At 53.1% G+C, this 19,875-nt stretch carries 22 protein-coding genes; 13 read left to right on the top strand and 9 right to left on the bottom strand.

Annotation, left to right across the window (positions count from 1 at the left end; all coding sequences use genetic code 11):
* The first annotated feature begins 42 nt into the window (after positions 1–42).
* The gene (ftsZ, locus tag RHJ02_RS05790) at positions 43–1,305 is read left to right on the top strand and encodes a cell division protein FtsZ (RefSeq protein WP_302679082.1); all 1,263 of its coding nucleotides are present in this window, start codon (positions 43–45) and stop codon (positions 1,303–1,305) included.
* A 43-nt stretch (positions 1,306–1,348) separates the two neighbouring features.
* On the opposite strand, the gene RHJ02_RS05785 is transcribed toward ftsZ, so the two are convergent.
* Both RHJ02_RS05785 and RHJ02_RS05780 read right to left on the bottom strand, forming a co-directional pair.
* Entirely contained in the window at positions 1,349–2,215 is an 867-nt protein-coding gene (locus tag RHJ02_RS05785; protein ID WP_149817549.1) for an SDR family oxidoreductase, read from the bottom strand.
* 6 nt (positions 2,216–2,221) lie between these two features.
* Positions 2,222–3,055 (bottom strand): fatty acid desaturase, encoded by an 834-nt coding sequence (locus RHJ02_RS05780; protein ID WP_302677812.1) that lies wholly within the window; start codon positions 3,053–3,055, stop codon positions 2,222–2,224.
* A 319-nt stretch (positions 3,056–3,374) separates the two neighbouring features.
* Between RHJ02_RS05780 and RHJ02_RS05775 the strand changes: the two genes are divergently transcribed.
* Positions 3,375–3,572, top strand: a complete 198-nt coding sequence (locus tag RHJ02_RS05775) for a DUF2949 domain-containing protein (protein WP_206201456.1) — start codon at positions 3,375–3,377, stop codon at positions 3,570–3,572.
* A 29-nt stretch (positions 3,573–3,601) separates the two neighbouring features.
* Here the strand turns inward: RHJ02_RS05775 and RHJ02_RS05770 are convergent, their stop codons facing one another.
* Complete coding sequence (locus RHJ02_RS05770) at positions 3,602–4,057, bottom strand: hypothetical protein (protein ID WP_206201455.1); 456 nt, start codon at positions 4,055–4,057, stop codon at positions 3,602–3,604.
* 322 nt (positions 4,058–4,379) lie between these two features.
* Here RHJ02_RS05770 and RHJ02_RS05765 point away from each other — a divergent pair, with 322 nt between their 5' ends.
* Complete coding sequence (locus RHJ02_RS05765) at positions 4,380–4,724, top strand: carboxymuconolactone decarboxylase family protein (RefSeq protein WP_149817557.1); 345 nt, start codon at positions 4,380–4,382, stop codon at positions 4,722–4,724.
* A 10-nt stretch (positions 4,725–4,734) separates the two neighbouring features.
* Here RHJ02_RS05765 and RHJ02_RS05760 read toward each other — a convergent pair whose 3' ends face one another.
* The gene (locus RHJ02_RS05760; protein ID WP_149817559.1) at positions 4,735–6,087 is read right to left on the bottom strand and encodes an AAA-associated domain-containing protein; all 1,353 of its coding nucleotides are present in this window, start codon (positions 6,085–6,087) and stop codon (positions 4,735–4,737) included.
* A gap of 188 nt (positions 6,088–6,275) precedes the next feature.
* On the opposite strand from RHJ02_RS05760, the gene RHJ02_RS05755 reads away from it, so the two are divergent.
* From RHJ02_RS05755 to msrA, 5 genes are all read left to right on the top strand, one after another.
* Positions 6,276–6,629 (top strand): hypothetical protein, encoded by a 354-nt coding sequence (locus RHJ02_RS05755; RefSeq protein WP_302676502.1) that lies wholly within the window; start codon positions 6,276–6,278, stop codon positions 6,627–6,629.
* 106 nt (positions 6,630–6,735) lie between these two features.
* The gene (locus RHJ02_RS05750) at positions 6,736–7,215 is read left to right on the top strand and encodes a DUF2214 family protein (protein WP_310438400.1); all 480 of its coding nucleotides are present in this window, start codon (positions 6,736–6,738) and stop codon (positions 7,213–7,215) included.
* Positions 7,216–7,282: 67 nt separating this feature from the next.
* Complete coding sequence (acs, locus tag RHJ02_RS05745) at positions 7,283–9,253, top strand: acetate--CoA ligase (RefSeq protein WP_310438401.1); 1,971 nt, start codon at positions 7,283–7,285, stop codon at positions 9,251–9,253.
* Positions 9,254–9,290: 37 nt separating this feature from the next.
* Positions 9,291–9,860 carry a DUF4340 domain-containing protein gene (locus RHJ02_RS05740; protein ID WP_206201451.1) on the top strand — a complete coding sequence of 190 codons (570 nt, stop codon included), beginning with the start codon at positions 9,291–9,293 and terminating at the stop codon, positions 9,858–9,860.
* An 80-nt stretch (positions 9,861–9,940) separates the two neighbouring features.
* On the top strand, positions 9,941–10,600 hold the full coding sequence (gene msrA / locus RHJ02_RS05735; RefSeq protein WP_149817567.1) for a peptide-methionine (S)-S-oxide reductase MsrA: 660 nt from the start codon (positions 9,941–9,943) through the stop codon (positions 10,598–10,600).
* On the opposite strand, the gene RHJ02_RS05730 is transcribed toward msrA, so the two are convergent.
* From RHJ02_RS05730 to RHJ02_RS05720, 3 genes are all read right to left on the bottom strand, one after another.
* Entirely contained in the window at positions 10,597–11,115 is a 519-nt protein-coding gene (locus RHJ02_RS05730) for a pentapeptide repeat-containing protein (protein WP_206201450.1), read from the bottom strand. The genes msrA and RHJ02_RS05730 overlap by 4 nt on opposite strands.
* 73 nt (positions 11,116–11,188) lie before the next feature.
* A complete protein-coding gene (locus RHJ02_RS05725) occupies positions 11,189–11,746 on the bottom strand; it encodes a DUF4126 domain-containing protein (protein WP_149817571.1) in 558 nt (185 codons plus the stop codon).
* Positions 11,740–12,294, bottom strand: a complete 555-nt coding sequence (locus tag RHJ02_RS05720; protein ID WP_302679075.1) for a shikimate kinase — start codon at positions 12,292–12,294, stop codon at positions 11,740–11,742. The genes RHJ02_RS05725 and RHJ02_RS05720 overlap by 7 nt, the downstream gene beginning before the upstream one ends.
* 69 nt (positions 12,295–12,363) lie before the next feature.
* Here RHJ02_RS05720 and RHJ02_RS05715 point away from each other — a divergent pair, with 69 nt between their 5' ends.
* Genes RHJ02_RS05715 through RHJ02_RS05705 form a run of 3 tightly spaced genes read left to right on the top strand, consistent with a single transcriptional unit; the run spans position 12,364 to position 14,782 of the window.
* The gene (locus RHJ02_RS05715; protein ID WP_310438403.1) at positions 12,364–13,008 is read left to right on the top strand and encodes a DnaJ domain-containing protein; all 645 of its coding nucleotides are present in this window, start codon (positions 12,364–12,366) and stop codon (positions 13,006–13,008) included.
* 49 nt (positions 13,009–13,057) lie between these two features.
* Complete coding sequence (gene ilvN, locus RHJ02_RS05710; RefSeq protein WP_149817577.1) at positions 13,058–13,576, top strand: acetolactate synthase small subunit; 519 nt, start codon at positions 13,058–13,060, stop codon at positions 13,574–13,576.
* Entirely contained in the window at positions 13,577–14,782 is a 1,206-nt protein-coding gene (locus RHJ02_RS05705; RefSeq protein WP_206201447.1) for an ABC transporter substrate-binding protein, read from the top strand. It begins immediately after the preceding gene.
* On the opposite strand, the gene der is transcribed toward RHJ02_RS05705, so the two are convergent.
* Positions 14,779–16,128, bottom strand: coding sequence for a ribosome biogenesis GTPase Der (der, locus tag RHJ02_RS05700; protein ID WP_206201446.1), 1,350 nt, complete (start codon positions 16,126–16,128; stop codon positions 14,779–14,781). The genes RHJ02_RS05705 and der overlap by 4 nt on opposite strands.
* 43 nt (positions 16,129–16,171) lie before the next feature.
* Positions 16,172–16,285 (bottom strand): cytochrome b6-f complex subunit V, encoded by a 114-nt coding sequence (gene petG, locus RHJ02_RS05695; RefSeq protein WP_149817584.1) that lies wholly within the window; start codon positions 16,283–16,285, stop codon positions 16,172–16,174.
* Positions 16,286–16,404: 119 nt separating this feature from the next.
* On the opposite strand from petG, the gene RHJ02_RS05690 reads away from it, so the two are divergent.
* The gene (locus RHJ02_RS05690) at positions 16,405–19,500 is read left to right on the top strand and encodes a response regulator (RefSeq protein ID WP_310800547.1); all 3,096 of its coding nucleotides are present in this window, start codon (positions 16,405–16,407) and stop codon (positions 19,498–19,500) included.
* 69 nt (positions 19,501–19,569) lie between these two features.
* On the top strand, positions 19,570–19,821 hold the full coding sequence (locus tag RHJ02_RS05685) for a BolA family protein (RefSeq protein WP_149817589.1): 252 nt from the start codon (positions 19,570–19,572) through the stop codon (positions 19,819–19,821).
* Positions 19,822–19,875: the final 54 nt, after the last annotated feature.

The following is a 19,875-nucleotide window of genomic DNA, read 5'->3' as shown; positions in this document are numbered from 1 at the left end:
TGCCTTTGCTAGAGTTCATGATATAGTTGCCCCATATTTATCATGGGTGAAGACAGTCGCGTTATGGAGTCAGATCAACAGTGGCCTACGGAACCTGTTCCCTCTGAAGTCCCCGCCTCCTTTGTTTCGGGAGAGGTAGGCATTGCATCTGGCGACAATGGCCATGGCGCACCAACCGATGTGTTAAGGAGTTATGACAGCTTGGTGGAAACTTCAGCAGCGCGCATCAAAGTGATTGGTGTCGGTGGCGGCGGTGGCAACGCAGTCAACCGCATGATTGCCAGTAATGTGGCGGGTGTTGAATTTTGGTGCGTCAATACTGATGCGCAAGCGATCGCCCAATCCCAGGCCCACCGCTGCCTGCAAATTGGCCAGAAACTCACCCGTGGTCTCGGCGCCGGTGGCAACCCCGCCATTGGTCAAAAAGCGGCTGAAGAATCCCGCGAAGACCTTGCTGCGGCACTCAAGGATGCCGATTTGATTTTCATTACCTGCGGCATGGGAGGTGGTACCGGCACTGGCGCTGCCCCAATTGTGGCTGAAGTGGCTAAGGAACAGGGCGCCCTAACTGTTGCAGTCGTCACCCGTCCCTTTACCTTTGAGGGTCGTCGTCGAGCGAGCCAAGCGGATGAAGGAATCGAAGCCCTGCAAAGTCGTGTTGACACCCTCATCGTGATTCCCAATGACAAGATTCTCTCAGTGATTTCGGAGCAAACATCGGTTCAGGATGCGTTTCGAGTGGCCGATGATGTCCTGCGCCAAGGGGTTCAAGGGATTTCCGACATTATTAACCTGCCGGGGCTGATTAACGTTGATTTCGCCGATATTCGTTCGGTGATGGCTGATGCCGGTTCTGCCATGATGGGTATTGGTATTGCCTCTGGCAAGTCACGAGCTACGGAAGCTGCCGTCAGTGCAATTTCTTCGCCCCTACTGGAGGGGTCGATTGAGGGTGCCAAGGGCGTTGTCTTCAATATTACGGGGGGCACAGATCTCACCCTCCATGAGGTCAATGCCGCTGCCGAGGTGATCTACAATGTGGCCGATGCTAACGCCAATATCATTTTCGGTGCGGTGATTGATCCCCAAATGCAAGGGGAAGTTCAAGTCACCGTTATTGCCACTGGCTTTAGTGGTGAACCCATTAGCCGCACCCGTGCCACAACCAAAACGACACCCCTAACGAACCGCCCCCTAACGACGGCATCGCCTCCCCCGGAAGCCCCCGCAACACAACCAGAGGTTGAAGCCAAGCCGAAGTTAGACATTCCTGAGTTTCTCCAGCGACGGCGACCGAATCCTTAGGTATTATAAGGTGCCTATTTCTCACAGGGGATGGCAGGCCGTCTCAAAGACCTAATTCGCGGGCGATCGCTAGTAACCCCTCGCGGTAGGAAGGATAGCGGAGCTGAACGCCTAAAACCCGCTTGATTTTGTCATTGCGGACTCGGCGGGATTCGCGCCAAAAGGACTGAGCCATTGGACTCAGATTGGCTGCCTCTAACGGGATGGCTGGTGGGGCTGGGCGACCCAAAAGACGATAGGCCTCGAGTAGAACAGGGAGCGACTCTGAGGGTTGATCATCACTGAGGTTATAGATTTCCTGCGGCGTGGGTTGTGCCAGCGATCGCTCAAGGGTTTGGACAATATCGACCACATGAATACGGCAGAAGTAGTGCCCCGGTTTATCAATGAGTTGCACATCACCCTTGAGAATACGAGCAATGGGATTGCGTCCTTCTCCGGGGCCATAGATGCCGGGGAGTCGAAAGATATGGGTGGGCAGATTGGAGTTGAGAAAGGTTTGCTCAATGCTGACGCGGTGTTGTGAACGCAAATTTTGGGGATTGACGGGTGTGGTTTCATCTACCCAGCCCCCTTGGCGATCGCCATAGACCCCCGTTGTCGAAAGGTAGCCAAACCAGTGCAGATTCAGTTTCTCTAACTGCGGCAACAGTGCCAGCGCAACCGCATCCTCCCCTTGGCGATCGGGAGGAATACTATTGAGGATGTGGGTTACCCCCTCAAGGGCGGCTGGTGCTAAGGGAACTGGCTCCCCCTGCTGCTCCCATGTAAAGGGAAAACAAGGAACAGTGCTGAGTTCTGGCGGCGGCTCTCCCCGACGGTTGGTAATGACCACATCAATGCCTTGGGCTTGGAGCGATCGCGCCAACCACGTTCCCGTATAACCGCAACCGAGAATGAGAACCCGCATTGCGCTCTATTCTTGGGAAGAGGCTGCTGGTGCTTCTACCAAACGCACCTTCGTAGCCAAACCCAGCAATTGCAACAAGCGAATGGTGAGCCACGTCAGATCCAGTTCCCACCACTGCAACCCATGGCGTGCCGAATATTGATAAGCATGGTGATTGTTATGCCAACCCTCGCCAAAGGTTAACAGGGCGACCCACCAGCAATTCGTTGAGTGATCCGTGGTTTCAAACGTGCGATAGCCAAAGGCATGGGTGGCACTATTCACCAGCCAAGTGGTGTGATAGACCGTTACAAGACGCACAAAAATTCCCCAAACCACAAATGGCCAACCGCCCCAGAGGTAAAGAACAATGGCCAAGACCACCTGAATTGGTAGAAAGTACTTGTCAAAAAACTGATACACCGGATCATCCGCAATATCTTTGGTGAAACGGGGAATCTCTGCCTCCGCTGGCACCTCACGAAACATCCATTCAATATGGCTCCACCAAAAGCCCTTACGGGAATCGTGGTGATCATTGGGTTGATCGGAGTACAGATGGTGATGGCGGTGCAGCCCAACCCACCAAATCGGCCCCCCTTGCATTGAGAGTGTGCCGCAAAAGACCAAGAAATACTCTAACCACTTGGGCACTTGGAAGCTGCGATGGGTAACGAGGCGGTGCCAACCAAGGGTAATACCAATGCCAGCAGTCAACCAGTGAAGTACAAGCGCCAGCAGGACTGCCTTCCAACTAAACATGCCGGGTAAAAACGCAAGAAGAGCACCGAGGTGCACAAAAATAATAAAGGTCGCCGTAGGCCAGGCAATGGGGGGTTTGGCAACGGTGGCTTGGGTCATGAACACATCCGTAAAACAACTGATTCGGCTGCTGTTCTCTCTAGGCTGAGCTTGAACAACACCCATCAGACTTTAGTATAACGAGCTACGGTTGAGTATCTTTACTTAGAGCGTTTTTCCCAAGACCAATGATTCGGCAATCCCCCCTATAAATTCCCTCTGGTGGGGGAAGTCTCTGGGGAGAGTGTCCCCGAAAATACCAGGCATCATACCAAATAGCAGGCTGATTATTTCACTTTCTGTGGTTTTGTAACGAAATGTTGCATTTTCTCAGATTAATCCCTAGGATAGAGGGTAAGGTGTGGTAGTTATAGGAATCATGAAAACGCCACGTTGGACACGACTCATTGACTTCCTACAGCGGGAGATGGCACTGTCCACCGCTGCCATTGACTTCGGCCTCAAGCACTGCGATGAGCAGGTGAATCTGTTGCCCGTTGTTCTCTGGCAGTATGGCTTGGTGAGCCTTGAGCAGCTTGACCGCATCTTTGACTGGCTAGAAACCAGTCACTCCTAGTGGCGCTCTCAGAATTCCTTTATTTAGGCTTAATGAATCACGGTGTCCTTAGCAACAAAGTCATAGCTCTGGGAAATCCCTAATTGCTGAGGCAGAGAAATGGGACTTTGCCAGCCCACGGGTTGAATTGACAACAGGGGTGAGGGACTCTTGAACGTTCCCCAGAGATGAACCTTCTTACCGAGTAGCTCGGGCGGAACGGTAATTTTGTAACTGCAACCATGACTACCAGCAGGGGACAAAGTAGCGGTGGCACCCCCCACTGGAAAGCCGCCGGGAGGATGCAGTGTGGCATTAATCACAATCTCATTGCAGGAGATAGAAGGAGATTTATTGATCTTGCCGATAATCGTAGGGCGCACCCGTACATTACTTGGGGGTTGCAATTGCACGGTCTGGGTGGCAGCTAGAGGTACAGCACGGCTCACCGCGGGGCTGAGGGCAACGGCGAGGCAGGCGAGGAGTAAACCTTTTTGATTCAGCATTTGGGTGTCCTTTGTGTGAATGGAGAGAACAGTTTTGTCTAGCCCCTATGGGGTGAATACTCTTATCCTAGGGGGGCTGACTAAGAACATCCGTGGCGTTTCTCACCCGCAACCGATGATGCTCATCACCAAGGGCGGTGACCGTCGAACATGTTTAGCCTGCACTCCCCCATCCTCGCGTCACAGGTGGGGGTTAAGGCGCGGTAATGTAGCGAAGCGGAGTTGCCAATAGACCAATGAAGAAGAAAAAACGTTGAAGTTTCGGGCGGGTAGCCTCCTTCAGCGGCGATGATAGGCGTAACACGATTGTTTGAGAACAGCGATGTACACCGAGCAAATTAACCACATCAAATCCTACACGGCAAAGCTAACGGCAGCGATGCCCGATGCCATGAAGGCCTTTTATAGCTTGAGTCGGGCCTCGTCAACCCCCGGTGCTCTTGATACCAAAACCAAAGAGTTGATTGCCCTAGCTATTGGGGTTGCCAAACACTGTGACGGCTGCATTGCCTTCCACACCCGTGCTGCTTTGCATGCAGGCGCAACCCCTGAAGAAATCATGGAAACCCTCATGGTGACTGTAGCCATGGATGGCGGCCCTGCCTTGATGTATGCCACCCATGTGATGGAGGCGCTAGAGGAGTTTACCCAAGCGCAGACCCATTAGGACATTCCCCTCAGACTGCTGTCGTTTCAAGGGGCAATGGCTCCTCGGGTTCACTGACTTCAAGGAAAATTTCTTTGGCCGGTTCGTCGTAGCTAAAGAGTTCGGCGTAGCGTCCCCAGTCAATGGCGGTATTGAGCTGGCGATCGGCCTCCTGCGGCGTAAAGTGCCGCTCTAAAATATCCAGCACCAAACTTTCGGGAATGCGGTGGTTTTGCTTGGCCATTAGGAAAGTGTGGATTTGCTGCACAAGGCGAATATGCTTGAGGAGTTGTTGGCGAATAATCAGCTTGCGCTGGTCAATGTCCCCCTGAATAAAGGCATTGCCAATCGGGGTCACGCTGATGTCTCCCTCCTTGAGTTCCACCAGTTCCATCATCTGGGCGGCTTCGACAATGGGCAGAATATCATCTAGCTCCAGTTGCAGCTCTTGGGCAATGCGGTAGAGGTCTTCTTTGCGGTGTTCTAAGAGTTCCAATAGACCGGCGATCGAGCCAATGCGCACATGGGGGAGCAGCGGATAACGCGGTTCTTGACTCGTGGGCAGGGTAGCTGGCTTGGGTTCCAGTTGCTCCAATTCATCCACATGGGGATTGGTGAGAATTTTATAGATGCGATCCACGGTGGCTTGAAACTCAGGGTTCTTGCGATCGCGATAGTGGGGCAATGTCACTGGAAAGTCAGCGCGGACGCGACCGGGGTTGCTCCCCAAAACAATAATGCGATCGGCGAGAATGACCGCCTCTTCAATGTGGTGGGTGACAATCAAAATACTCTGGGTAGGAATTTTATGCTCTAGCCACAGATCGAGAAGTTCAAAGCGCAGGTTCTCTGCTGTCAGCACATCCAAGGCGGAAAATGGCTCATCCATACACAGGAGTTCCGGCTCCACCGCCAAAGCACGGGCAAATCCCACCCGCTGCCGCATTCCCCCCGACAGTTCCTTGGGGTAGGCGTTTTCAAAGCCATCCAAGCCAATAATGTCAATCATCCGCAGTGCCTTGCGGCGGCGCGATCGCGGGCCTTCTCCTAGAGCCTTTAGCCCCAATTCCACATTTTCTAAAACCGTTAGCCACGGATAGAGCGCCGAACTTTGAAAGACAATCGCAGCCCCCGGATTCAGGCCCTGCATTGGCTGCTCGCGGTACAAGACCTGCCCAGACGTAGGCGCAACCAAACCCGTAATAATGCGCATCAGGGTTGACTTACCGGATCCCGATGGCCCTAGGAGGGCAACAATTTCCCCCGTGCGCAATTCAAGGTTAATATTTTCCATAATGCTAATGACCTGACCGTTGGGCTGACGGTAGGCCTTACCCACATCCAGTAAGCGGACGAGCGATTCCCCTTTGGTTTTGGCGTGCATGGTCCTGCATCCTGTGGCATTTCCACCGTTAACCTACCATGAGGATTCAGGTCTTGGAAAACCTAGGGGACAAAAATTGCTACTAGGGTTGGCGATCGCCCCTCATTTGCGGAATTTCTGATAACCCCCCTTGAGATTTTTATTGTAAACTGATCAGCGGTTTCTTCACAAAAGGTAACAATTCCGCTATGGGACTCTTTGATGGCCTTTTCCGTCGGGGCAAGCAAGCTGACGCCCAACCCAGCAAAGACTTTTTTCTCGATCCCGATGCAGCCAAGACCTACGGCAACATTGAGTACATGCGTACCGCCAAGGTCGTGAAAAAAACGTTCCCTGCAACCGGCGGTGCCAAAGAAGAGGTAGAAGTGGTGGAGTTGGTCTCCGCCATCGAAAGGGTAAATCCAGAGGCAGAAAACAAAGGTAAACCCGAACCCAGTGTCAGTGATGTGGTAACGCCCCCAGTGGAAGAACAGGAACGCCGTCGCAGTGATCCCAGCTTAGACCGCTTTCGCTCCATGGCCAAAGATCTACGCCGTGGCTAAAGCCTAAAAACTTGTGGGGGTTGGCACTTGCGCATCCCAAGGCTGCCCCCTAGGATCAATACAGCCCTTTTTGCAAAGTCTCTCACTCGCCAAGGAACGCTATCGGATGAACACCCTTTGGAGCAGTGCCGCGATCGCCTATCTGCACTACCTCAGCTTTATGGTGGCTTTTGCTGCCCTTGTGGTGGAGCACCTCACCCTGCGCAAGGATATAGACCTTAAACAGGCTTGGCGATTAGTGATTACGGATGCCCTCTATGGCATTGCTGCGGTGACTGTTCTTGTCACGGGCATTTTGCGGGTTCTCTATTTTGGCAAAGGCACTGAATATTATTTGGCCAACCCCATCTTTCACCTCAAGGTGGGCTTATTTATTTTGGTGGGGCTATTGTCGCTGTATCCAACGATCTCTTTTCTACTGTGGATTAAACCGCTGCGGGAAGAGAAGGCTCCCACCCTCGAGTTACCAACGGTGCAGCGTTTGACTTGGGTGATTCGGGCTGAACTGGCCTTTCTCAGTGCCATTCCCTTTTTAGCAGCGATGATGGCGCGGGGGATTGGTTTGGATTGGATTCAACGGGGATAAGCAGGGGTCATCTTCAGTAGGGGAGCGATCGCCCCTATGATAGATCTTGCTGCCACGGATAAAACGGATGAGTCATCCCACGATTGAATCCATTCTTCAGGAAAACCGCCTTTTTTATCCCCCCGCTGATTTTGTGGCCAAGGCGCGGATCAATTCCCTTGAGGCCTACAATGCCCTCTACGAAAAGGCCAAAGCCGATCCCGCTGCCTTTTGGGGCGAATTGGCACAACAGGAATTAGAGTGGTTTCAACCTTGGGATCAGGTGCTGGATTGGCAGCCCCCCAATGCCAAGTGGTTTGTCAATGGCAAAATCAACATCACCTACAACTGCTTGGATCGCCACCTCAAGACTTGGCGCAAGAATAAAGCAGCCTTGATCTGGGAAGGAGAACCTGGCGATAGCCGCACCCTCACCTATGCCCAACTGCACCGCGAAGTCTGCCAATTTGCCAATGTCCTCAAGCAACTGGGGGTGAAAAAGGGCGATCGCGTCGGTATCTATATGCCGATGATTCCAGAGGCAGCCATTGCCATGTTGGCCTGTGCGCGGATCGGCGCCCCCCACTCAGTGGTCTTTGGGGGGTTTAGTGCCGAAGCTTTGCGCGATCGCCTCATTGATGCCCAAGCCAAGCTGGTGGTTACGGCTGACGGTGGCTGGCGCAAAGATGCCATTGTGCCCCTCAAGGATCAAGTGGATAAAGCCCTAGCCAATCAGGCAGTTCCCAGCGTTGAACATGTCTTGGTGGTGCAGCGCACGCAGCAGCCAGTGACCATGGTGCCCGGTCGCGATCACTGGTGGCATGATCTGCAAAAGGGGGTCAGCGCTGACTGTCCTGCCGAACCCATGGACAGCGAAGATTTACTCTTTATTCTCTACACCTCTGGCTCCACCGGCAAACCCAAAGGCGTTGTCCACACCACAGCGGGTTACAACCTCTACACCCACATCACCACTCAATGGGTCTTTGACCTCCAAGATACCGATGTCTATTGGTGTACCGCTGATGTTGGCTGGATTACGGGTCACAGCTACATTGTCTATGGGCCGCTGTCCAATGGGGCAACCACCCTCATGTATGAAGGGGCACCCCGCGCCTCCAATCCCGGTTGCTTCTGGGATGTGATTGAGAAGTATGGGGTGACTATTTTCTACACAGCTCCCACGGCTATTCGTGCCTTCATTAAAATGGGCGAACACTTGCCCCGCGCACGGAACCTCTCTTCTTTGCGCCTCTTGGGAACCGTGGGTGAACCGATTAACCCCGAAGCATGGATGTGGTACTACCGGGTCATTGGCGGTGAACGCTGCCCCATTGTCGATACATGGTGGCAGACAGAAACTGGGGGGCACATGATTACACCGCTACCGGGGGCAATTCCCATGAAACCCGGTTCTGCCACCAAGCCCTTTCCGGGGATTCTTGCCGATGTGGTGGATCGGGAAGGCAACCCCGTGGGGGTCAATGAGGGTGGGTATCTGGTCATTCGTCACCCTTGGCCAGGAATGATGCGAACCGTGTACGGAGATCCCGATCGCTTCCGCCGCACCTATTGGGAACACATTCCCCCTCGCGATGGCCAATACGTTTACTTTGCTGGCGATGGTGCCCGCAAGGATGAAGATGGCTACTTTTGGGTGATGGGACGGGTTGACGATGTGATCAATGTCTCCGGTCACCGCTTGGGCACGATGGAAATTGAATCGGCATTGGTCTCTCACCCTGCTGTTGCTGAAGCAGCCGTTGTTGGTAAACCCGACGAGGTCAAGGGAGAAGAGATTGTTGCCTTTGTGATTCTTGACGGGTCGGCTACCCCCAGCGATGCCCTCCAACAGGAATTAAAGCAGCACGTTGTCAATGAAATTGGTGCCTTGGCACGGCCGGCGGAGATTCGCTTTACCGATGCCCTGCCCAAAACGCGATCGGGCAAAATCATGCGGCGGCTCCTGCGTTCCCTTGCAGCTGGCCAAGAGGTATCTGGGGATACTTCAACATTGGAAGATCGGTCAGTGCTGGATAAGTTGCGCCAGGGGGCTTGAGAGTCTCCCCTATCAATGAGTCTATAATTGATAGGCTATGGCAAGTGGCATCCGCACAAAAACACTCGTTCTTTTAACAACGGCGGCCATTTTGGGTGGCGGTCTCTATCTCTTTGAGAAACAGTTACCGACTCCCAATAGCAATGATACAGCGGCCAAAAAACCTCTTTTTGGCTTTCAAGAAGGGGATGTGGTGGCCTTGAAAATTATTGCCCCTGATTACAGCCTCAACCTGAAAAAGTTGGCTACAGGTGACTGGGTGATTGATCGGGCAAAGCAAACCCCCGCAGAAGAGGGCACGGTTGTCTTTTTATTAAACTTATTGGCCACGGGTCAGCGCGATCGCTCTCTCGATGTACCTACTGAACGTGCCGGGGATTATGGCCTTGCTCCCCCCATGGCCACTGTGGATATCACCCTTAAAGATGGCCAGCAGCACCGTTTACACTTGGGAGACACCACCTTTGACGGCCTCAAGCTCTACGCGGAAATTGACCCGCCAGCGGAACCGCGCGAAAAAATGACGGTGACCCTCGTGCCCCTTGATCTTAAAAATGCCCTCCAGCGCCCCCTACAGGAATGGGAGCGTCAGCAAGCAGCAAACTAGAACGCTGTGACTTCTGGCACGACTCCCCAAAAGCTCGTCAGAATATAAAAGCGTAGTGAACTATCGAGTGAACATCAGCCATGGGATTCTTCGGATTCAAAAAGTTGACAATGCCTAGCCCCAGTGCCGCTCTACCCGGCCGAGCAGAACCCATGCCCGTGCCAGAGGCTCATCTTGTGAATGGTCATCCCCTCACCCCTCCCTATCCCGAAGGCATGGAGTTAGCCATGTTTGGTATGGGCTGTTTTTGGGGGGCTGAGCGCAAGTTTTGGCAGGTGCCGGGGGTCTATGTCACCGCTGTGGGCTATGCTGGCGGCTATACCCCCAATCCCACCTATGAAGAGGTGTGTACGGGCATGACAGGTCACAACGAGGTGGTGCGCGTGGTCTTTGACCCCCAGAAGGTGACCTATGAGGAATTGCTCAAGGTCTTTTGGGAAAACCATGACCCCACCCAAGGTATGCGCCAAGGCAACGATGTGGGGACGCAGTATCGCTCCGGTATTTACTACTATTCCCCTGAGCAAAAAGCCCTTGCCGAGGCCAGTCGCGATCGCTACCAAGCAGCCCTAAAAGCCGCCGGTTATGGCACGATCACCACTGAAATTCTACCAGCGCCCGAATTTTACTTTGCCGAACCCTACCACCAGCAATATCTCCATCGCAATGTCAATGGCTACTGCGGCCTTGGGGGCACAAAGGTGCCCTACGAACTGATGAGCGCTACCCCTAGCGCCTAGTGGAGATTGAGGCGATAGGGCATACGGGGACGGTAAGCATCGCTAAAGTTGGTCTGACTGACAGTGGCATTGTTTAACCGTGCCCACTGCATATTGGCTTGCTCAAAAGTGGCACCGTTGAGATTGGCGCGGCGAAAATCCCCATAGCGGACATCGGCTCCCGTTAAGTTGCTGTTGTTGAAATTGGCACGGCGGGCACGACTATGGCGCAAAATCGCACGGCTCAGGTTAGCACCACTGAGATTGGCCTGTTCTAGGTTAGTTCGTTCTAAATAAGCGGCGGTGAGGTTGGCATTACTCAGATTTGCCCCGACCAAATTGGCCACCATGAGGTTAGTATCCTGGAGGTTGGCGCCCTGAAGATTGGCGCCGCGCAAATTTGCCCCTGCTAAGTTATAGCCCCGTAAATCGACATTCCGCAGATCACAGCCGGGACAAGCATTGGTTTGCACCAGTTGCTGCATGGGGGAGGGCATGGCAAAAGCAGCACCGCTGGTAAGCGCTGCACTAATCATTGCTGTTGCGATGAATGCTTGCTGGTTCACATCCACATCCTCCTGCCACGCTAGAGAGACTTTAGCACAAGTCCTAGGAATTTAGCCGTTGGCGGCGGGAGCGCTGATGTCGTTGTTGCCAATCCTTAGCACTGCGAACGGCCAACCACAACAGGAGTAAGGCAATTAACCCGCCCTGCTTGGGTGCCCTGAGGGCAAATAAAATTAGCAGCATACACAGGATATCCTGCCCGACAATCACCCAGCGGGGTAACTTCCCCAGCCGATAAAACCAACCCACCTGCACCAATTGCAACACAAAGGCAAAAAGACCACTCAGGGTACCAATGAGCCACTGAGGTGTCTCTGTTGCTGTTGCCACGGTCATGCCAAGGAGGGCACCCACAAGGGGGCTAAAGCACAGTTGTACAAGGATAATCAGGCGGTAGCCCCAGACATTGCGGGACAGGAAGATCTCCAGAAACGACCAAGCGGCTAACACACCAACCACGCCATAGGGGGAAAAATGGCGCAGTAAAGGCACCTGTGACCACAGTTGTTCCCCCTGCAATAGACCAATCAACAGGAGGGGCAGTGCCAGTCGTAGCCCGCCGGCCGCTGCTGCTGAAAGAATCGCTAGAACTTCTAGCATGATGGCTCTATGGGTTTCAAAATATTGGGGAGGGTTTCCCACAGGCGATCGCACACCGTTTCTGGGGTATCCTCAGCCGTAATCGCCAGTTCTAAATCCGCCTGCGCATAGAGGTATTGACGCGCTTGCAGCAGTTCACTCAAGCGTTCCTCAAGGGGCTGATCCTGCAATAGGGGACGTTCCTGATCTTGGCGCAGGCGCTGACAGAGCACCGCAAGGGGGACATGAAGCCAGACCACAATGCCATGGCGCAAATAACTCCAGTTCATCGGGTTGAGGACAATGCCGCCACCGGTGGCCACAACCAAATGATGGTAACTAGAGACTTGTGCTAAGACCTGTTGTTCCAACTCCCGAAAAGCAGCCTCCCCCTCTTGGGCAAAAATTTCGCGAATGGGTCGTTGGCGAAACTCTGTAATCACCGCATCTGTATCCACAAACCTGTAGCCCAAGCGTTGCGCCAAGATGCGACCTGTGGTGGTTTTACCGGCACCCATCATGCCCACCAGATAGATATTGACTCCTCCAAGGCGTTCTTGCAGTTCCATAGATAACCATTTCTCGACACCGCCAAATCAGCACTTTAACCTAAATATGGAGGTCTTCTCACCATTTCGATGTCCCAGCCCAATCCCTACGTGACACTACAGGTGGCAGTAACGGCTACCCAAGCCGAGATTAAGGCCGCTTATCGCCGCTTAGTCAAGCAGTATCACCCCGACTACCATCCTAGCGATCGCTCCAGCCATGAGCGGATGGCCGCCATTAACGCCGCCTATGAAATCTTGGGGGATGAGCAGTGTCGGCAGGCCTATGATGCCCAGCACCGTGTCCAGCAAACAACCGCTCAGCCTGATGTGCAGCGTTCCCAAGCTGCCGATCGCGAGCTAGAGCAATGGCTGACCCTCACCTACAACCCCGTGAGTCGGATTATTGAGGCGGTCTTGCGATCGCTCCCCCGCCAGATTGATGCCCTTGCAGCTGATCCCTTTGATGATGACCTCATGGATCATTTCCTTACCTACTTGCAGGACTGTCGTCGCGCCCTCACCCGCGCCCGCTATACGTTCCAAGCCCAACCCAACCCCGCTGCTGTGGCCAAGGTGGCAGCCCACCTCTATTACTGTTTGAATCAACTGGTGGATGGTCTCGATGAGCTAGAGCAATTTAGCCACAGTTACGACGATCGCTATTTGCACACTGGGCAGGAACTCTTTCGCATTGCCCATCGCCTCTTCGCAGAGTGTCGGCTTGTCCGCTAAACTAGAGAGAATCAGCATCCCAGCATGGCAGCAAGATTCAATCCCAGTTATGAAACATACCCTATCGGTTTTAGTGGAAGATGAGGCGGGTGTGCTCACTCGCATTGCCGGTTTATTTGCGCGGCGTGGCTTTAACATTGAGAGCTTAGCGGTAGGCCCTGCGGAGCAAATTGGCATCTCCCGCATTACGATGGTGGTGCCCGGCGACGATGCCATCATTGAGCAATTGACCAAGCAACTCTACAAGCTGATCAATGTCCTCAAGGTGCAGGATATTACCACGATTCCCTGTGTGGAACGGGAACTGATGCTCCTGAAGGTGAATGCCACCGCCAGCACCCGCTCTGAAATCTTGGAACTGGTACAAATCTTCCGTGCCAAGGTGGTGGATGTGTCCGATGATTCCCTGACCATTGAAGTCTCCGGTGACCCCGGCAAGATGGTGGCCATTGTCCAAATGCTGAATAAATTTGGGATTCGCGAAATTGCCCGCACCGGTAAAATTGCCCTTGTGCGTGAGTCGGGGGTGAATACGGAATACCTGAAGTCCTTGGAGGCACGGGTCTAATTGGCGGGGAAGTATCGCTGGTTATTACTTGCACTAGGGGCGATCGCCCTCAGTAGCTGTACCGCAACGGAGTCTCCCTCAGTAAGCAACAATGCATTACCCCTTGGGGTTGCCCTCGCTCAAACCGGTAATGCCGCTCTCTACGGCCAAGAGGCTCTACAGGGGGTGCAAGTCGCCGGGGAGTTTTTCAACCAAGCCGGCCAGATCAAGGGGCAGACCCTACGGCTGGTGATTCAGGATACCGGCAGTGATGAAGCGGGGGCAGTGAATGTTTTTCAAACCTTAATCAATCGCGATCGCGTGATTGGCATTGTTGGCCCCACCCTCTCGCAGCAGGCTTTTAGTGCCGATCCTATTGCCGAGCAGGCTGGTGTCCCCGTGGTGGCTCCTTCCAATACCGCCCGTGGCATTCCCGAAATCGGTGCCTTCATTAGTCGCGTCTCCGCAGGGGTGGATGTGGTGGCGCCCACGGCAATTCAAGCAGCCCTTGAGATTAATCCCAACATTCGCCGAGTGGCAGTCTTTTTTGCCCAAGACGATGCCTTTAGTCGCTCAGAAACCGAGATTTTTCAAAAGGCCATTCGCGAGAACCCCAAGCTTGAACTGGTGACTGTCCAGCAGACCCAAACCACGGATACCAATTTCCAAGCCCAAATCAATGCCACCCTCAATCTCAAACCTGATTTAATTGTTATCTCCGGCTTAGCAGCCGACGGCGGCAATTTGATTCGCCAACTACGGGAATTGGGCTACCAAGGCCTAATTTTGGGCGGGAATGGCGTCAACACAGTCAACCTCTTCCCCGTTTGTCGTCGCCTCTGTAATGGCGTTCTGGTGGCTCAGGCCTATAATCCTGAAAACCCCGATCCCATGAATGTCAAGTTTCGCGACGCCTTTGCAGCCAAATATCGTCAAGCCCCCTCTCAATTCAGTGCTCAAGCCTTTACGGCAGTTCAAGTCTTTGCGGACTCCTTGGCACGACTGTCCCAAGAAAAGAACTTGTCGGAATTGCCCCTTGCCGATTTGCGTCAGGCCTTGAATCAAGAGATTCTCAAGGGAGTCTATGAAACCCCCCTTGGGGAAATTCGCTTTACCCCTGAAGGCGAAGTGCTGCAACGCTTCTTTTACGTTGGCCAGATTGAGATGAGTGACGATGGCCAGAGTGGGAAGTTTAGTTTAGTGAAAAAAGTTGAACGCCAACCCTAACGGACTGCTAATTCGGCAGCTTCACGAGGTTTCTTACTGCGCCAAAGGAGACGAATGGGGGTGCCTCGAAATCCCAGTTGTTGGCGAATTTGCCCTTCAATGTAGCGGCGATAGTTGTCCTTGAAGAGTTTGGCATCATTGACAAAAATCGCAAATGTTGGCGGCTGAGTGGCCACTTGGGTGGCGTAGTAGATTTTTCCTTGGCGACCTTGACGAGTGGCGGGGGGCGTGTGCCAGCGCAGAGCTTCTTGAATCACTTCATTGACTACGGCTGTACTGACGCGGCGACGATGTTGTTCAACCGCTGCATCTACTGCTGCAAAAATTTTGTCGAGGCGTTGACCCGTATGGGCACTGACAAAGAGGGCATCTGCCCACTCCAGAAAATTCAATCGCTGATACAGGCGATCGCGATAGGTATTGATCGTATAGGTATCCTTTTCGGGAACGGCATCCCACTTGTTCACAATTAGGACACAGGCACGCCCCTGATCGGCAATATGCCCCGCCAAGCGCTGATCCTGTTCCGTAATTTCTTCGAGAGCATCCAACACCAACAGCACGACATCGGAGCGGTGAATCGCCTTAAAGGCGCGATGCACACTAAACATCTCAGGCCCGTAGGCCACATGACTCCGCTTACGAATGCCGGCGGTATCAATGAAGCGGTACTGGGTGCCATTGTGTTCAATCACGGTATCAATGGCGTCACGGGTGGTACCTGAAATCGGACTGACAATGGCGCGATCGCTCCCAATCAAGGCATTGAGCAAACTGGATTTCCCCACATTGGGACGCCCAGCAATGGCCACCTGAATTTCCGGCGCCTCGGGGAGTGTTGCCGCTGCGGGTAAGTAGGTCATCAACTGATCCAGCAATTCCCCCGTACCGCTGCCATGAATACTGGAAATGGGGTAGGGTTCCCCTAGACCCAGCGCCCAAAATTCTGCCGCCTGCGCCTGACCCATTTGAGGAGATTCGCATTTATTGACCGCCACCAAAACGGGGACAGGATGCTGCCGCAACCAAGCCGCAATCTCATAGTCTAGGGCAGTGGGTCCTGCTTGGCCATCTACCACTAAAATTGCAGCTGTTGCCTCCTGCAGAGCCAGTTCCGCCTGTTGGCGAATCAGGGGGAGAAACTCACTGTCATCGTCAAAGACGAGTCCGCCAGTATCCACCACCAAGAACTCCCGATCGCGCCAAAAGGCTGGGCGGTAGGTGCGATCGCGGGTTACACCGGGCTGATCGTGGACAATGGCATCCCGTTCCCCGGCCAAGCGATTGACAAAGGTGGACTTGCCCACATTGGGGCGTCCTACAACGGCAACAACAGGCAAAGCCATAGGCGTGTTGTTCGTAGAATCAGGCTTGAGTTTACCCCTCAACCTAGGTCTCAAATTGACTGCCGCGCTTGTACTGCTGGTAGGCAGCAAAGAACAACCCCGCCAATGTGACTGGAATTAGCCCCAGCACAATGCCGCACAGTAAAGGTTCAATCATGGTCTTACACCCCTTTTAACCATCAACTCCATTCCTCACGATACACTAATGAATGGGCGCTGTATCGGCATCTCCCTGTTGATCAGGAAAAATCATCCTCACCGCCAGCGAGAACGTCCATGTTTCGCTTTCCTCTTTTCTCTTTTATTAAGTTATTTTTGCCCACAACAGCAGTCATTGCCGCTCTGTTAACACCCCTGTATTTTAGTCAACGCTACGCCCTTCTGAAGGACTTACAACTGCAGGAGGAGTATAAACTAGAGCGCAGCCGGTTGCTCCTAAGAATGATCTTAGATGACGCGGTTGAAGAGTTGAGAGCTTTGATGGCACTGCAGGTGTTGCCTCATTTAATGGAGGCTTCTGCTGGGGAAGAGGCTCACGAAAAGGCAAAGGCAGGACTGGCAGCATGGCAACACCTCAAAAAACACTATGATCAATTTTATTTTCTTGATCCAGAGGGCAGGGTGCGTTTTCAGTGGCATGCCACACCCAAAGCAACGGATGCCGCTGCGACCAAGACAATTGACCGTTACTGGCCTATCCTACAGCGATTGACCCCCAACCAGATTTTTGTTTCCCCCTTGGATTTAATAGAGGGCACCGGTTTCAGCTTGGCTCAACCTGTTTTGTATATTGGGGTACCCCTGTACCAAAAAGCAGCACCAAGGGGGGTTTTGCTGGTTCGTTACCGCGCCAGCCACCTTCTCAATCAGTTGATCAACAATTGCAATCTAGGGAACAGCAGCTGCCTCCTAGCAAATGACCAAGGCTATTGGTTCATTGCAGAAAATCATCACCAGGAATGGGGATTCTATTATCCTGAGCGACAGCAGTTTACGATCCGCAATCAATATCCGCTGCTGTGGCAACAAATGCAACGACGGCCTCGAGGCAGCCTATTCAGCCCCCAGGGGCTATTTATCTATCAAGCCTTTTTTCCCCTAAAGGCCAACTACCTTTCTGCCGATCGAGCAACCAATTCAGCTCGTGACTGGAGCAGCACCCGTTGGTGGTTGGTTTCGCGGCTCTCTGACACCCAGTTGGCGCAATACAACCGCCGCCTACATCAGGAGTTCCTTGTCCTCTTTGCTGCCCTATCCGTTTTGGTGGGTGGTGCTATCCTGATCATTGCCCGCGATCGCCAGCGCAAAGAGCAATTGCGAGAACTCCTAAAGTCAAGTGAAGCGCGCTTTCGTAGTGTCAGCAAAATGGCGCCGGTGGGCATTTTTACCCTAGATGCCGAGGGACGACCCACCTTTTTGAATCAGGCACTTCTAGACCTGTTGGGCGTCAACAGTCTGGAGGAAGCCGAACAACAGTGGATAGAACGCCTGCACCCTGAAGATCGCGATCGCGTCTTGAAGGCATGGGTCGCCTGCCAGCGAAAGAGGCTACCCCTCAACGAGCGCTTCCGGGTGGTTCAAGAAGACGGCAGCAGTCGCTGGATTAGGGCGCGGATTATTCCTCTGCAGCAAAGCCGTGGCAAAGATCGCTTTGTCGGCACTTGGGAAGACATCTCCCAAATGATCCAGCAGCAGGAATTCCTAGAGCAAGCGCGCAGGGCTGCTGAGGAAGCCAGCCGGGCCAAGAGTGAGTTTTTAGCCACCATGAGCCATGAAATTCGCACCCCAATGAATGCCATCATTGGCCTGACTGGATTACTGCTGGATACCCCCCTCAATCCCCAACAGCGGGAATTTGTCAACACCATTCGCCTCAGTGGTGACGCTCTACTCGCCATCATCAATGATATTCTCGATTTCTCTAAGATTGAGTCGGGCAAGCTACAGTTAGAGAGCTATCCCTTCAACCTGTGTGACTGTGTCGAAGAAGTCCTCGACCTTTTGGCCAGTCGAGCCAGCGATCGCCAGGTGGAACTAGCTGCCCATATTGAGCCAGGGATTCCCTATGAGGTCATTGGTGATATGGGGCGACTGCGGCAGGTCTTGGTGAATCTCATGGGCAATGCCATCAAATTTACCCAAGGTGGCAATGTGACCCTCTACCTTAAGGGCATGCCTGCACCAATGAGCCAGTATGAGTTTATGCCCTCCTATTACTCCTACTGGTTTGCCATTCAGGATACGGGCATCGGCATTTCGCCAAGGGGCATGGCTCGCCTCTTTCAGCCTTTTATGCAAGTGGATGCCTCAACCACTCGCCACTACGGCGGCACAGGTTTGGGCCTTGTCATTTGTCAACGCCTTGTGGAGCATATGGGGGGGCAAATTTGGGTAGAAAGTAAAACGGCCACAGATCCTTTGGCCATTGGCGGCACACCCCCAGCCAACTATGACTCGATCCCAATTGAAGAAAGTGGCTCTATTTTTTACTTTACTGTCAAATTTCTCGTCAATCCGCGGGCCATTTCCAAAGAGAGCAGGGGGGTCGGCCATCTTGAAAATCGGCGCGTGCTCATTGTGGATGACAATGCTACTAACCGGCAAATTCTCGCCCTACAAACCAAAAACTGGAAAATGCACCCCCTTGTGGCTGAGAGTGGCCCCAAGGCCCTTGTGCTGCTTCAACAACAAGCCCTGCCGGATGTGGCCATTTTAGATCTGCAAATGCCGGAGATGGATGGCATTTCCCTTGCTCGTAAAATTCGCGCCACCTACACGCAATTGCCCTTGGTTCTGCTAACCTCCCTAGGCAATACACTGCCAGAGTCGGAAACTGCTTTATTCTCTGCCCTGATCAGCAAGCCGGTCAAACAGTCCACCCTGTACAATGTCCTTAACCATTTATTTGACAAAAAGCCGACAACGGTATCGCCTAAGCCAGCGGCTGCCCTATCCTTTGAAGACTTAAAAGCCGGTCTGCCGCCGCTGCGGATTCTCATTGCCGAGGATAACAAAGTCAATCAAATGGTGGCACTGCGCATCTTAGAAAAATTGGGCTATCGCGGTGATATTGCTGCCAATGGTTTGGAGGTGCTGGATGCGGTGCAACGGCAGCCCTATGATGTGATTTTGATGGATATGCAGATGCCGGAGATGGATGGGATAACGGCTACCCGTGAGGTGATTAATCTGTTTCAACAGCTGAACCAACCCCGTCCGCGAATTATTGCCATGACCGCCAATGCCATGGAGAGCGATCGCCAGCTTTGCTTAGATGCAGGTATGGATGACTATGTGAGCAAGCCCATTAACCTTGAAGACTTGGTGCGTGCCCTCCGTCAGTGCCATCCCCTCCAGACCCCAACAACTTAACATTTAGCGATAGACTAAAGGAGATAGATTAACTGGTTCTTGATTCCAGCTAGGAATAAATAATTATCTATGGTTACCCCTGAACAACTAACCACCTTAATTCAATCCAGCTTGCCCGATGCCTTTGTTCAAGTGCAAGATTTGACCGGGGGTGGCGATCATTACGAAGCTGTAGTGGTCTCTGCTGCCTTTGAGGGTAAGCGACTGGTGCAGCAGCACCAATTGGTCTATAGCAGCCTTAAGGATCTCATGGCTAGCAATGAACTCCACGCCCTTGCCCTCAAGACCTATACCCCCCAGCAATGGGCACAACGCCAGTGATTTAGAATGCAATCTATTGCTGTTCTTTTGTAACTTGTGAACTCAAGAGGGAAA

Origin of the sequence: Thermosynechococcus sp. TG215 (assembly GCF_031583455.1) — a bacterium.
GTDB lineage: Bacteria > Cyanobacteriota > Cyanobacteriia > Thermosynechococcales > Thermosynechococcaceae > Thermosynechococcus.
The sequence above is the reverse complement of the archived record's forward strand: the minus strand, read 5'-3'. Positions and strand labels throughout refer to the sequence as shown.